The following is a 14783-nucleotide window of genomic DNA, read 5'->3' on the forward strand; positions in this document are numbered from 1 at the left end:
AATCGGAAATTTATTATATAATGTAACCTCACACCCTCAACGGGAGGGTGAATCTATTAACAAATAGGAGGTTACAGGTCTATGAAAACATTATCTCAATCCGATTTCAACAAAAATTACCAAACGCATCTAAAGCACCTACGCTTGAAAGGACTCCGGCCAAAAACAATCGAGGCTTATTCACGTGCCATCCGACGGATCGGTGATTATTTTGACAATCAGATACACGATCTATCTGAACAGCAACTACTTGACTATTTTTCCAATCTCCTCAATACCCATTCATGGAGCGCAGTCAAATTAGACCTCTACGGACTAAAGTTTTTCTACACTCATGTGCTTCATAAGCGTTGGGAGCAAGTAAATCTTATTAAACCACCCAAAACGCAACGTTTGCCCGATATTGTCACCATTAATGAAGCCCACCAACTTTTCCAGGTGACGAGAAAACTCAGTTACCGGGCCTTCTACTTTGTTCTTTACAGTCTTGGTCTCCGCCTGGGTGAAGGACTACGTCTTGAGGTTAGCGATGTCGATTCTCAGCGAATGCGGGTGCATATCCGCGATAGCAAAGGCAATAAAGACCGTTTCGTACCCCTGCCAAAGGTAACCCTGAATCTCTTACGCCGTTTTTGGCTTGTTCATCGCAATCCTGTCTTTCTATTTCCAGGCCGTCATGGTGGCTTGAAATCAGCCCACCTGGCAAAAACACCTCTGAATAGAAATGGCGTTCAGGCCACTCTGCGTAAGGTAGCCCGGGAGTGTGGAATTAAAAAAAAATTACACCACACAGTCTGCGACACAGCTACGCAACCCATCTGATTGAGGCGGGTGTTGATCTGCTTGAAGTACAAAAAATCCTCGGCCACCACAGTATTTTAACCACTGCCAAATATACCCACCTGACCTCTCATACAAATCGTAATGCCTTGCAATTAATTAATGATTTGATGAATGGTTTTTCCATAGAATGGGGGAATGTTATATGATATCTCTCTCCTCTATAATTGAGACCTTCATTGCTGACTTTATCACTCTTTATCATGGTTCGATCCTGCCAAGTCAATTCAAAGCCCTGGCAGCCATGAAGGATTGTCGCACTACGCAAAGCCGCGTCATGCTGGTCCAATGTAATGACTGTGAAAAACAGGTTTTTGTACCGCACTCCTGCGGTAACCGCAATTGTCCTCATTGTCAGAGTCATGAGTGTCAGCAGTGGTTGGAGCGTCAACTGAAAAAAGAAGTGCCTGCTGACTATTTTATGCTCACCTTTACTATACCCAAAGAGCTTCGATCATTAGCATGGCAGCATCAACGCTTGCTTTACTCGATAATGATACAGTGTTGTTGGGAAACCGTAAAAACCTTTGTCCAAAATGACAGCGTATTACAAGGAAACGCTGGAGCCATCACTGTTTTGCACACCCACTCTCGCTCTCTCGATTACCACCCGCATATCCATCTGGTAATGCCAGCCGGGGCCATCAATCAGAAGAAAAAGCTTTGGAGCTTCAAAAAAAGCGAAGGAAAGACGCGGTACCTTTTCAATCACAAAGCGCTGGCTAAAGTGTTTCGAGCAAAAATGCTCGATGCCGTGAACAAAGCGGCTCTTACGCTTCCAGTTAATTATCCCAAAACATGGGTCGTCGATTGCAAATTTGTCGGCAACGGTGAAAAGGCACTGGTCTATCTTGGTCGTTATCTCTACAAAGGGGTCATTCAAGAGAAAGATATTATTACGTGCAAAGATGGTCAGGTGACCTTTCGTTACCAGGATAGTAAGAGCAAAAAAATGCTCACAAGAACACTTCCCGGCCCGCAGTTTCTCAGGTTGATTCTCCAGCATGTTCTACCCAAAGGTTTCAGGCGAACACGGAACTTTGGTTTCCTCCACCCTAATAGCAAACGCTTGATTGCATTGCTTCAGTACCTTACCGGTATCAACCCGAATAAGTCGTCAGCCTGGTTCAGAGAGCGTCCAAAGCTTACGTGCAAATGCTGTGGAGGAATAATGAAGATCATAAAAACGATGATACCTCCATCACACAAATCCAGGTCTTTCCCCTACAAGTTAACAAAAGAGGAGGCTGTTCTGGTTATGTAATCGAATCCGCTATGCATCTAAGATTTGCAAAAACGGCATTATCGGGTCGAGATGGCCCCCGTTTGCCCAAATTTGAGGTAAAATGGCCGAAAAACCATGTTCTGTAGCTCCTAAAGCATGACGACAGCAATTGAAAAATCCACTTCTTTGGCTTCATAGCTTCTGCGGTAAAAAAGAGAAGTAATCTTCATAAGATATTTTCTTATACAATGTTTAGCACCCAAACAACGGGCTTGTCCAACAAACGGTTCAGATTGTGGTTCGTCCCTCACACAATCTAACCTTATTCGTTATGTCTTTTAATGTTACCGCCTTGTTTACTCTAATAAATGAGTATATGTCATTAATAAGTACTGCATCATATAATTCTGGTATGTAATCTTTAATTTCATTTTCAATATTCCGAGCATTTGATTTTATTAACTTACTATTATCAATGTTTTTTTTTGTATACTGTTGTCTATTATCATTGAAAGAACAAATAATTTCTTCTGCAATCTTATATTGATCAATAACACCAAGACGTATCAAATCATCCAACATTTTTACAACATAATCATGTGTAACAGAAAAATAATCCTTTGACAGTTGATTTATTAAATCTTTCAGATTTATTTCTCTGTATTTCTTAACAATTTTATATACTCCGTAGTTTGCATCATATTCTGGGAGTCTTGATAGATAACTTTTAATTTCATCATCTGTGTATTTATTTGATTTCTTACCAGAAGAGTCATTATTAATTTCAAAATATTCAAGGCAATGCTTACATTTTTTTGCAACTGCAAGTATTGTTTCACCACACATAGGGCAAGCTTTTGTTTCAGTATCCATAAGAAAGAATTTCTATAATAAGATTCTATGAATGATAGATAAGAATTCACGATCACTTGTAATATCGCAAGTTTACAAAATCTGCCTTGTTGCTTAGTAAATGTTAGGAAATTTATCCACCAGATTATTGTGTATTTCCAAGTGGTGTGAAATTTTGTAGATCACCTCTGTGTTTGCGTTTATAATACTCATGCAACTATCAAAATCAAGGTTAAAATAAGAAAGAACCCTCACTGACAGAAACCTAAAACCAAACCATGCCTTAATCAACTCTCTCGAAAATGCATTGAGGAAATAGCTGTATTCATGGAAGTTTTCATTACAGACTAGATGGATTGTGACTCTTACCTTATATTGCTTAGGAAAATTTAAACATCTGAACACACAGGGATATTGCTGGTGAGATGTATTGGGATATAATAGACATAAAAAAACGACTACATCCCTAAGTGTATGAAGAATGTAGGCGTCTGTATAATGAATCAATCTTAGTAAATAATTACCTAGCTTTTAACAACTACTTTCTTCTTCCGTCTGCGTCTTACTTCCGCACCTGCAAGTCCCACTATGCCGATGCAGAGGAGGGTGATTGTTGTGGGTTCTGGAACGGTAAATGACTCTGGAATTACAGTACGTACAGCCCATGCAAAGTCTTCGCTACCTGGTTTATGGTCTGCAATTTGATGTCCTGTAGCAAATTTGAATGACCATGCATGTGTATCCGGAGAATGAGGAACGCTATAATCTGTACCAGACCAGTATTGCTGTGGGCCAAAATCTGGATGCTGGTAAGGAATATTAGTAAATAAACCTGTGTTGTGCATGCCAAACTCAGAAAAAGGTAGAACATTATTGCTTATATCTACAAAGCCCTTGTTTCCTAACTCTAAATAAAATAAATACGCCATCTCGCTATTTAAACTGAAAATATTATAGCCAACATCAGTTGTACCATTTACACTAAAATTATAATCGTAATTAGAACCATTAACAGGTAAAGTGCTTGGCAATCTCCAATTATCATAACCAGCAAATGTTAAATTGTCTGCCCATGACTTTGCATCACTCCAGATCATCTCACCATCAGAATCAAAACCAGATGTCTTTGCATAATTAGCATCTTGCAACCACATTAACATTGAACCATCATCCCTTATTTGTGTAATTGTGCCATCAAAATTATCAATTAATGTTGCCTGTACCGTAGAACTGAAAAGCAGAAATGAAATAACTAAGACAAGCTTCTTCATAATACATCCCCTTTAATTGAATCAAAATATTCAGATATGCGGAAGTCTACACTGTTTTGTTATTAATTCAATAACAAATTGAGAGATCATGACATTCTAGAGTTGGCACCTGATTACGCTTGATATGTGAATAATGTTTAAGAGGATGTTAACAACGCAAGACTTTTGTCAATGCTGTCAATGCTTTTTAAGAAAATCCACTTGAGTGAGAAATTAAAATACCTACCATTCTCACCAGTTCTTTATATACCATCTTCTATTTGATTATCACCTGAAGTATCAGAACCAGACACTCCCATGACTTCATCTATATGATTCCTGCACATTTCTATAAAATCAGGGGATGTATACGCATTTTGTTGTCTGTTGTCATTAAAGATATTATTCGCAAACTGTGGTGATGGAAAGAGACCAGTAGCTTTCAATGTGTCTTTAGTAGCTTTGTATGATAACTCACGTCTTTTAATATCATCCTTTGGAATCTCTTTCATTTCTTCTACAAGGTCTTTTACATTTTGCACGGCATCCGGCAGAACTTCTGCGAGTTTCATTTGCTCTTGTTCAATGAGTTCCCGAACTTCATCCTTGCTAGAAAACTTTGAAATAGTGGATCTTTCAACTCCTATCTGCTTAGCAATATTAGTATGTGTTTCACCGACTGTTAACATTTCCACTACTTGATTCTTGACATGTAGTGTATTAAGCTTTCCCATTGCTTCTACTCCCTAATTGTGAAAGTTGTGAAAAGGTTGATTGCTTAAAAACCCATAAGCTGAACGCATGTTCACCCTGCAATTATATAATATATAAACGACAAAACAAGGATATAACTTAGGCTTTATGGCCAAGTAATGAGGAGTATTTCAGGAAATTAAAAAGTGGTTATCCCCACCATTACCATACAGTCTCCAATTTCATTCTGGTGACGGTCTGGTGACGGTTTTTTTAGCCTCTAGAAAACACTAAGTAACTGTAAATAAAGAAGTTAATAAAAGCCCGCGGTGGGAATCGAACCCACAATCTCATCATTACGAGTGACGTGCTCTACCATTGAGCCACGCGGGCATGTCCCCGTCCGTATCGGCACGGGCGGGAGAAAGTTTATTTGGCAAACAATATTATTTGCATGAATTCCTTACTGCTGTTGATATGAAGACAGCTTTAGCCTTTGTTCAAGTAAGCTAGTTATCATAGTGACGTTACATCGTTAATTCAAGGGTAAAATGATGTTCAATAAAAATGTGCTCAATATCAAATACACTTCTTACATTTGCTGGACTGCTCAAAATAGCCCCCCAATTACGCTTGATATGTAAAACTTTAACATCAGGGATATTACAGATGAAATGTGGTTTGGAGTGGGGTTGGGCAGAAATACAAAACATTCACTTAGTTATTATTTGTGCTAATTTTGTGCTAGAATTAACCGTAATAGATAGAATTGATTGAACCTATTAGAACAGATACGATGCTAACAATCCCTTGATTTTCAAGGTAAAACTGGAAACCAGCCCAATATCAAGGACTTATAATTTTAGTATATTTCACATTTACCATCTGACGAACCCATTCCAAAAGAGTATTTACTGTAATCATCTTCTCCCTGCATAACGTTTTATACGCTTGTTCGTTTTTAATTTTATTGCACCAGATCAGCTATTTCCATGTCAGTCTTAATGAGATTATTAACTATGGTTGATAAATCTTCTTGTTTCTTCTCTGCTATTTTTTCAACAAAAGAATAAGCTTCAGAATCCAGATAAACTGGTAGATTAAGCTTCACATCGGGCTTATAGAACTTGCCCTGTTCTCCTTTTGAAAAATCATATTCTTTTTTCATATGTATTGCCTTCTCAGGAACCCAAGCAAAATTGTATTGCGAAATATTTTAATCCTCATTGTTTAAGCGAATGCGGGGTGAACGGCTTAAATCAGTGGCGGCGTTTTTTTGCCGTCCGCTGGATTTGATAGTTATACGGGTTTTCTTAATTTAAGTATTTTAGCTTGTGATGATTCCAATATGGAATCGCGAAGAAAAGAACTTGCCTCTAATATCTCTATCCCAATTAATTCACCACTTTCATTCAACTCGGCGGTAATATTTGGACTTAACTCAATGCTATCCGCTTCTTTTCCATCAGAGATGAATATATGCAGAATATCTTCATCTTTAAAATATGACATTTTTGTTTTATCCATAGGTAAATCTCCCTGTTTTTAGTCTGAAAGTAATTTGTTGGCGTGAAGTTGCATGAATTGTGACCGGTGTTATTTCGCTTCTATGTTTTTCGTATGGAATTATAACCAGTTTATCATCATGTTTTCCCACTGCTATTAAACGTTGGGTTGTAGTATCGAAGTACCTTTTTCCGGAGTACCGTAATATATATTCAATCTTTGAAAGTTCAAATCCCCTTAGTTCTGCTCTATACTTCATATAGTCAGTCCATACAATTACAGTTTCTTCAGGGTTTTCCACATCCTCTCCACTTTTTTATACCTGTTATGTCCGATAACAACAATTCTGAGCTGCAACGATAGCCGTCGATCCAGGAATTGTTATACTTTATTTTTTTAAATTCTAACACAAATTATATTATATAGACCTGCATATAGTCTCTATTATACCCTTATACAATTAAGCAACTAATACAAGACATCATATATATCAGAATTGTACTTTATAAATACAATAGTGGTATGTCAAGTATGATACTTGAGGAACTTTTTTGAGTATCTTTATTCAAATTATGCAAATGTGGATAACTCAAAAAAACATCAACTCCACTCACACCCTCTGATGGTGAAGTTGCTGCGACTATATTGCGACTATAACTCGTACAAATTGGTACAAATAGAGACAAATTGAGCCAACTCAAATATAGTTATAAGTATTTAATATATAATACATTATGTTGATTTTAAAGGACTTGCAAAAAACATCCAAATGGGTTTACGAGTGACGTGCTCTACCATTGAGCCACGCGGGCAATATTTAGTTTGTATGAATTATTTATAGCTACTGGTATGAAGATATCTTTAAGCAAGCTAATTATAATAGTGACGTTACATAGTTAATTCAAGGGTAAAATAATGTTCAATAAAAATGTGCTCAACATCAAATACATAATTTGAATCTGCAATATTTGGTCAGGTTTCTGTATATTCTATCTATTGCCTCAAAACTGTCATTCCCACATGCTTTAAGTGGAAATCCAGTATCAACAAGTCTCTAGTATAACGATTCAAAATTATCGTTGCAATAGACTATATTACCGAAAGTGTGTCCATTTTGTATTTCCACTTAAACACAACAGGGTCCCTGTTAACCTCGTCTATGTACTTCATAATTCGATCTTTTAAATCCTGTTTGGAAACAACTCTTATTCCCCTGAGCATGGTTCTTGCCATTTTCCCGAAAAAGGATTCTATTATATTGAGCCAAGAACCATGTTTTGGTGTAAAAATAAATTCAAACCGATTTGGCACTGTTAATAAATATGCTCTTGTCTCTTTTGATATATGGGCAGAATGATTATCCAATATAATGCGAATCTTTGACTCTTTTTTGTAATTCTGATCTACAGTTTTTAAAAACTGTACAAACTCACGGCTTCTGTGACGGTCAACAACTAAGGCATGGACTTTACCATTCAACAGGTCGATTCCTGCCATCAAACTAACTGTTCCATGACGTATATACTCATGGTCCCTGGCTAAAAAAGGCTTGCTTCCTGCTACAGGTGGAAGATCAGGAGCTGTGTTTTCGATGGCTTGAATTCCTGGTTTTTCGTCATATGAAAGAATAGCCGTAGAACAATTTTTTTGTTCTTTAGATCGAAGTATTTCTACTTCTTTATAGACATAGAGTACTTGTTCCATTTTGGAGTCGAAGTCAGGATCACGCTTTTCTAAATAATATTTGATCTTGTGAGGCCGGATTTCATTTCTGGTCAAAATCTTTGAAACCGTTCCACGAGATATCTTTTTCAGGCAAGGATGACCGGCATTCTTACAATTTGTCTTTATATGATTAGATAAAAGTTTTGTTGTCCAGAGTTCATATGAATATCCAAAATCTTTTGGTTTTTGACAAGCTAATGATACTACCCAAGCACGAGCTTCTTTAGTAATGGACGGCGGCTTGCCTTTTCTTGGTAAATCTTGCAGGGCAACCACAACTCCTAACTGAAGTACCTTATCAACACATCGCTCTATCTTGGGACGATTGGTCTGTAACTGACGAGCTATGGCAGATACTGACACTCCCTCAGAGTACAATAATATTATTTTTGAACGTTCTACCCTTTGGGCAGTTTCTGTTCGTGATCGGCTTAATTCTTGTAAATAAGATTTTTCTTCTCGGTTCAAAATGATAAGTGGTCTTTTTCTGATAAATGGCATATATACCTCCTTTCTTGAGGTTAGTATGCCACAAAAAGAACCATATTGCAATGTTATTATGGAATCATTGTACTAGATACCTAATTAAATACTATAAGCTCCAATTGTTATTAATTTTGCATTAGGACACTGGACCCGATAGCAACCTTGGTCTTGATACCAATTAACCACTCAGTAAATTTACAGAATGTATCAGTGCGATATAAGCCAATTATTTTAATATCATCCTTTGGAATATCTTTCATCTCTTCTGCAAGGTTTTTAATATTCTGTAAGGCATCCGGTAGAACCTCAACTAATTTTAGTAATATTGCGGAAACCCACGACCTTTGGTTGTGGTCAGAAAACAAAGGCTTTGCCAAATAAAAAGACTCATTGTTACAATCTGAGTTAAGTTGTCCCCACAACATCAACAAAGGAGTAACAAATGAGTCGATTTTGTAGATTATCTCATGCGTTATGGCATTGTCAATATCATATTCTTTTGACACCGAGATATCATTTAAAGATTCTGACAGGTCAAGTTGCAAATAAAGAAAACACTATTAGGTCTTTTTCAGAGTAAAAAAGGACGTGAAGTTATAGGGCTAACTACTCCTTGAACATGCTGCGGATACAATAACACAACTACTTAACCTTATTCGTTATGTTTCAACCGAAGGCCTTTTGGTACGAAAAACTTCTCCAGGGCCTCAAAACAGCCTTGTGCAATAAGAGCAAGTATTGCTGCTGGCACGGCACCCTGAAGGATAAGTGATATATTGTCCAGCCTGATACCAGTAAGGATCAGTTGCCCATAACCTCCAGCACCTATAAGTGCACCTAACGTTGCCGTTCCAATATTAATCACTGCTGAAGTCTTGATACCAGCGAGAATAGATCGGGACACCATAGGCAATTCTATCAGTCTAAGCCTTGCAACCGACGGGAGCCCAAGTGCTTCTGCTGACTCTCTTATCTGTGGTCGAATATCATGAAGACCTGTATATGTATTACTTACAATCGGCAAGACACTGTAGAGAAAGAGCGCCATAATAGCAGGAGGCCCACCAATACCCAGTAATGGAATCATAAAAACAAGAATGGCCAGTGAAGGAATTGTCTGGATTACCCCAACAATGCCCAGAACAATCTGTCCCAATTTCGGTAGTTTTGCGGAAAGGATACCTAGAGGTATTGAAATTATAATAGCGGCTGATAATGAGATTGCTACCAGAAAAAGGTGTTCTCCTGTATGGCGCATCAATCGGCGAATTGCAGATTCTTCAAAAAATTCAGTTTGCAGAGATAACTTTTCCAAAAGGAAGTCGGAAGCTATCTTACTTTCCGATACCATTTCAAGGTTGGCACGGGAATTCATTTTGATCATTTCTGATTCATTTATTTTGCTTTGAAGTTCTTTCAGAACAGCTACCACATACGGAGCACGTTTTTCTAAATCAGATCGATACAAAATAACAGCATTGTACATAGGAAAATGATTCAGGTCGTCTTCCAGTAACCGCAGCCCATAATACTTTATCCTGGCGTCGGTTGAATAGATATCAATTGCCTGAATACTACCTTTTTCAAGACCTCGATAGGCAAGATCATGATCCAGACCTCTTACATTCTTCTGTGGTAAATTGTAAATTTTGCGTAGGGCCGGCCAGCCGTCTCCTCGGTCCATGAATTCATTACCAAACCCGAATTTTAAATCAGGATAGTGGCGCAGGTCTGATATCTTTTGAATCTTGAGCTCTTCCGCGACTTCCTTGTTCATCCCGATTGCATAGGTATTATTAAAACCCAACGCCTTTGTCATTTTAATATGATGCTTTGTCAGGGCCTGACGAATCTCCTCTTCGCTATATACTCCCTCACCTGCCAGGATTTCCTCACTGATTGTGCCTGTATATTCAGGATAAATATCAATCTCGCCTTTTTTTAAGGCATTCCATAGTACACGGGTACCTCCAAGTTCACGCATATAAACAGGTTGTTTGCCAGTGCTCTTTATTAGATGAGTTACTATCTCACCGAGAATTACAGATTCAGTAAACTTTTTAGAGCCAATTTTGATCTCTGCTGTGGAACTCTGTACAGAAAGAGGAAGGATGGTTATGCTGAGAATATTGCATACAAAAAGGGGTAGGATAATAAAGTATGTTTTCAACTGGAATCCTTCCTCTTAACATCTAAAGGACTCCGTTGAGCATTAATAAAGCTTGTAACAAATGCATCGGCTGGTGATTGTATCAGATCTTCGAGTGTACCTTTCTGTAAAACTCTTCCATCCCTCAGTAACGTAATAGTATCCCCAAAGAAACCGGCTTCCGCTATATCATGAGTTACCAGAACAACTGTTTTGCCAAGTGCTTGAAATATCATTTTCAAATCCTCCTGGAGATCGGCCCTTATCATCGGATCTAGTGCACCTAAAGGCTCGTCTAACAGGAGCACGTCAGGTCTAACATAAGAGCACGCATCAGACTCACCCTCTGTTGCTGACCGCCCGAAAGCTGTACCGGAAAACGCTCAAGCCCTTCATACGGAAAATGCGTCAGCCTGGTTAGCTCATTCAGCCGTCCATTAATCTGTTCATCACTCCAACACAGGTAGCGTGCCATCAGTACTATGTTTTCATGAGCGGTAAGGTGCGGAAAAAGACCTCCCTCCTGGATAACGTAACCCATTTTTCGCCTTAAAGAAATCACAGTCTCAGGAGTAACTTTGGTTCCTTTAAAAAAAACAGCTCCACTGTCTGCTTGTATAAGGCCTATAATGAGCCGAAGTATAGTTGATTTTCCACTGCCACTCTGGCCGATGAATGCCGTTGTCTGACCTGCAGGAATGGTCAAATTAATGGAATGAAGTGCTGCTGTTCGACCATAAGTTTTAGAAACACTATGTATTTCAATCATAAAAAGGTATGTTTTTAACTAATCGTTCTTGTCTGATTATATGCCCGGTATGTCATTATCGTTTCATAATATAATGAGTTGTAATTCTATTTTGATTGGCAGGTGGAGGTATGTACAGGTACACTTCAGAAAGAAATCGCGCAGCCATTTACGGTTTTGTAACCCATTCGCCACAACTTGTATGACTAACAGAAGTACTTCTTTCCTCAAATTAAGCTAATCAAAATATTTATCATAAAAATCTTTGGGGACATCATAATTTTTTTTACCTGCAACAGCAAAGTAAAATAATGGTTCTCCTTCTATTGAAACACGGTGACGGTATCTCTCTAAATGATATAAATCCATATACTTAGAGAAAATTAAATCTCTAATCATTCTTGAGAACCCGCTGTCGTCACTATTATCAAGAAATGTTTCTTTTATATTAAATGCTACCCAGCCTTCTGATTGGATGATATTAAATGCTACCATAAATGCTTTGGGTGGAATGTCACCAAACCCTAAAGCAGCGACTGTTGTCAAACAGTTTAACGACCATGAAGATAAATCCTCTGCCTCACTTTCATCTAAATTACACAAATCTATAGTGTCATAAGCATCGTATATATGTGGCCTGTCTCGTTCTGTCGCCCGTTTTGCTTCTGGGATAATATCAACACCTACAAGCCTGGAAACACCATGTTTTTTAAGTTCTGCACCCATTAGTCCATTTCCTGCTCCTACGTCTAGTACCCTGAGTTCTGTGAAGTTTTCATTTGTTTGCGCCACACTTGTGTTAAGAATTTCAGTCACTTTTTTTGGAGAGCAGCATTTGAGACGATCATAAAATATCTGTTCATATAATCCCGGGATGTTATAAATCACGTCGTAATCATGAAATTTAATCTTTTTTTGATCCTTAGACTCTAATAAATAAAAAAAAGCTTCATCCTGGTCAGCATTTTGGCATTCACTTTTCGGAAATTGGATTCTGTATCGTTTGTTATTCATAGATTTTTTTGATAAAAAAATTTTATTAAGGACATTATATATAACCTAAGTTGAGCGATTTGTATTTGCTAAAAAGACTTAAAACCCACTTAAAAGGCAATAGTAATTTGTTATAATACATTTTCAAGAAAACAAAATCCATCACCCATTAAGTGAGGAGAGTATTATGAAGAAAAATGTATTTAAAAGCAAGTGCAAGATTAACAAAATCGGAGTAACAAATGACACATTAACCGGCAGAGGAGGCATGTCTTTATTTGTTAAATATTTAAGTAGTGTAGAAATATACCCGTTATTAGAAGAGTTTTTTGGAGATATCAGAAAAAGTGGCAAAGGTCTTCCGGTGTGGAATATATTCAAACAGATATTTTGTTGGTTTTATGATGGGACGAGTCGCCACCTAAATTCATTTGATCAATTAAGAGCAGATGAGGGCTATGCATCAGTAATAGAGAATTCTCAGACAGAGATGGTGTCGTCACATCAGATAAAACGGTTTTATAAATCGTTTTCATGGGTATGTGGAGGCCCATTTCGGAAGATATTACGAAAGATGTTTATTTGGAGGTTAAGGCGAGAAAACCCTGAGGTCATAGACTTAACATTAGATACAATGGTTATGGACAACGATGAAGCACAGAAGCGCTATGGAGTACAGCCCACCTATAAGAAAGTAAAAGGTTTCCAACCTTTACAAGCAATTTGGAATGGTAAGATAGTGGATGCGGTCTTCCGAGGTGGAAAGAAACACAGCAACTATGGTAATACCGTGGTGAATATGATGAGAGACCTTGTGCGGGTAATCCGTGAGGAATATAGTGAGACAGTCACGATAATAGTCAGGCTTGATAGTGGATTTTTTGATGAGAAAATATTACAAGCATGTGACAATCTTGGAGTAGGATTTATCTGTACTGGCAAGATGTATAAGGGAGTAAAGGAGTATGTAGGTGTCCAGTTAGAGGACCAATGGGATGTCTACAGCAATAGGAATCAAGAGTGGAAGTATTTGGAGTTTGGTTATAGATGTGATTCGTGGGAGAGGTTTTATCGTGCAATATACACCAGATTGAGTCATGATGGAGAACAAAGGTTATTGGACTTTGCGCGGCCAGATAATGTAATTCTCACGAATATAGGAGTTAATCCAAAGGTGTTAGCCAACTGTAGTACTCAGGAGGAAGAGAGAAGATTGTTGCATACAGAAACAATTATAGAGAGCCATCATATGAGAGGAGCAGATGAATTACCGCATAGAGGGTTAAAGGATTTTGGATTTGAAGAATTACCGTTTAAGAGATTTGTACCAAATAGTGTAGTATATTATTGCATGCTCATATCATATTTTTTGTTTGAAACATATAAGGAAGATGTATTAGACGGAGTAATGCCAATCGGCAGCTATGCAACAACTGTAAGGAGAAAGGCATTAGACTTTGCAGCAAAGATAATAGGCACTGGCAGGCAGTTAATCCTTAAAGTAACACAGGCAGTAATGGACAATTTGCACTTTGATATATTATGGCAACGAAGTCAAAAACCCATACCAATAATCATATAAGCGTGACAAGAAGTTGAAAACAAGGTTATCTGTGGGAGAGGTATGTCCATGTTCCGGAAAATTGTACTAAAAATGCATTTCTAAAAGAATTTTTTTAGTAAGCGAAGGTTTATTGCCAAACCGAAACAATTTTGGCTAGAAAAAATTGAATATATTTCATTTTTTTTTGTCGTAATATTAAAACCGCTCAATTTAGGTATAAATTTACTATTAAATTCCTTAATATTGTTTAAAATATTTCAAATTCAACCTCTGATTACGTCTGATACAAGTGATTTCTGCATATGGCTAAAGAAATATCGAGCGAAATATAGACTCTTCATAAATCTAATGAATTTAATGTTTCCCGCATTTGAGCATTTGCAGTTTTCCTTATTCGTTATGTACAGAATAATAGACAGAAGCTGATATTACCATTTTGAGTTATTGTAATTATTTAACATCGCCTGATCCTTAGTCACTAATACATCTCCACCTAATGCTGCATTGCTTACAATGATCCTATCAAAGGGATCTCGCGTCCATTTTAAGTTTGTAGCCTTTGTAATAATATTTATAAAGTCTTTATTACATACCTCCAGTCCTATTCGGTTTGAAAGATCAGCAATAACATCGCTAGCTTTTTTTGTAATGCGTTTAATCTCATATAGATATTGCAATTCAAGAATAACTATAGGAGAAACAAAAAGGTCATGTTCATTGATCAAGGCTATTGATAAGTTGCTCAATCGCCC

Annotated in this window: 14 protein-coding genes, 1 tRNA gene and 2 pseudogenes; 3 read left to right on the forward strand and 14 right to left on the reverse strand. The window is 37.5% G+C overall.

The window, feature by feature from the left end; genetic code table 11:
- Positions 1-81: 81 nt before the first annotated feature.
- Positions 82-989: pseudogene (locus SCALIN_RS04335) on the forward strand (tyrosine-type recombinase/integrase).
- A complete protein-coding gene (locus SCALIN_RS04345) occupies positions 986-2104 on the forward strand; it encodes an IS91 family transposase (protein WP_096892569.1) in 1119 nt (372 codons plus the stop codon). The pseudogene SCALIN_RS04335 and the gene SCALIN_RS04345 overlap by 4 nt, the downstream one beginning before the upstream one ends.
- Positions 2105-2214: 110 nt before the next feature.
- Here the strand turns inward: SCALIN_RS04345 and SCALIN_RS21945 are convergent, their stop codons facing one another.
- From SCALIN_RS21945 to SCALIN_RS04405, 13 genes and pseudogenes are all read right to left on the reverse strand, one after another.
- The gene (locus SCALIN_RS21945; RefSeq protein WP_162532141.1) at positions 2215-2376 is read right to left on the reverse strand and encodes a hypothetical protein; all 162 of its coding nucleotides are present in this window, start codon (positions 2374-2376) and stop codon (positions 2215-2217) included.
- Positions 2354-2938 (reverse strand): hypothetical protein, encoded by a 585-nt coding sequence (locus SCALIN_RS04350; RefSeq protein ID WP_096893027.1) that lies wholly within the window; start codon positions 2936-2938, stop codon positions 2354-2356. Before SCALIN_RS04350 ends, SCALIN_RS21945 begins: the two co-directional genes overlap by 23 nt.
- 503 nt (positions 2939-3441) lie before the next feature.
- On the reverse strand, positions 3442-4188 hold the full coding sequence (locus SCALIN_RS04355; RefSeq protein ID WP_096893054.1) for a PEP-CTERM sorting domain-containing protein: 747 nt from the start codon (positions 4186-4188) through the stop codon (positions 3442-3444).
- 242 nt (positions 4189-4430) lie between these two features.
- A complete protein-coding gene (locus SCALIN_RS04360; RefSeq protein ID WP_096893028.1) occupies positions 4431-4901 on the reverse strand; it encodes a hypothetical protein in 471 nt (156 codons plus the stop codon).
- Positions 4902-5181: 280 nt separating this feature from the next.
- Positions 5182-5253, reverse strand: a tRNA-Thr gene (locus SCALIN_RS04365).
- Between the two features lie 574 nt (positions 5254-5827).
- Positions 5828-6028 (reverse strand): hypothetical protein, encoded by a 201-nt coding sequence (locus tag SCALIN_RS04370; RefSeq protein ID WP_096893029.1) that lies wholly within the window; start codon positions 6026-6028, stop codon positions 5828-5830.
- A 131-nt stretch (positions 6029-6159) separates the two neighbouring features.
- On the reverse strand, positions 6160-6387 hold the full coding sequence (locus tag SCALIN_RS04375; RefSeq protein ID WP_096893030.1) for a DUF2283 domain-containing protein: 228 nt from the start codon (positions 6385-6387) through the stop codon (positions 6160-6162).
- Positions 6380-6667, reverse strand: a complete 288-nt coding sequence (locus SCALIN_RS04380) for a hypothetical protein (RefSeq protein WP_203415336.1) — start codon at positions 6665-6667, stop codon at positions 6380-6382. The genes SCALIN_RS04375 and SCALIN_RS04380 overlap by 8 nt, the downstream gene beginning before the upstream one ends.
- Positions 6668-7455: 788 nt before the next feature.
- The gene (locus SCALIN_RS04385; protein ID WP_096893031.1) at positions 7456-8592 is read right to left on the reverse strand and encodes an IS630 family transposase; all 1137 of its coding nucleotides are present in this window, start codon (positions 8590-8592) and stop codon (positions 7456-7458) included.
- Between the two features lie 110 nt (positions 8593-8702).
- Complete coding sequence (locus SCALIN_RS04390; RefSeq protein WP_133111653.1) at positions 8703-9083, reverse strand: hypothetical protein; 381 nt, start codon at positions 9081-9083, stop codon at positions 8703-8705.
- Positions 9084-9229: 146 nt separating this feature from the next.
- Complete coding sequence (locus SCALIN_RS04395) at positions 9230-10705, reverse strand: ABC transporter permease/substrate-binding protein (RefSeq protein WP_420885420.1); 1476 nt, start codon at positions 10703-10705, stop codon at positions 9230-9232.
- 38 nt (positions 10706-10743) lie between these two features.
- Positions 10744-11495 (reverse strand): annotated as a pseudogene (locus tag SCALIN_RS23785) (ATP-binding cassette domain-containing protein).
- Between the two features lie 216 nt (positions 11496-11711).
- Complete coding sequence (locus SCALIN_RS04405; RefSeq protein ID WP_096893033.1) at positions 11712-12488, reverse strand: class I SAM-dependent DNA methyltransferase; 777 nt, start codon at positions 12486-12488, stop codon at positions 11712-11714.
- 166 nt (positions 12489-12654) lie between these two features.
- On the opposite strand from SCALIN_RS04405, the gene SCALIN_RS04410 reads away from it, so the two are divergent.
- Positions 12655-14049, forward strand: a complete 1395-nt coding sequence (locus SCALIN_RS04410) for an IS1380 family transposase (RefSeq protein ID WP_096893034.1) — start codon at positions 12655-12657, stop codon at positions 14047-14049.
- A 410-nt stretch (positions 14050-14459) separates the two neighbouring features.
- Here SCALIN_RS04410 and SCALIN_RS04415 read toward each other — a convergent pair.
- Positions 14460-14783 (reverse strand): type II toxin-antitoxin system VapC family toxin (locus SCALIN_RS04415; RefSeq protein ID WP_096893057.1); only part of this gene is annotated, 324 nt, incomplete at its 5' end.

This window comes from Candidatus Scalindua japonica, from assembly GCF_002443295.1.
GTDB classification, from domain to species: Bacteria; Planctomycetota; Brocadiia; order Brocadiales; family Scalinduaceae; genus Scalindua; species Scalindua japonica.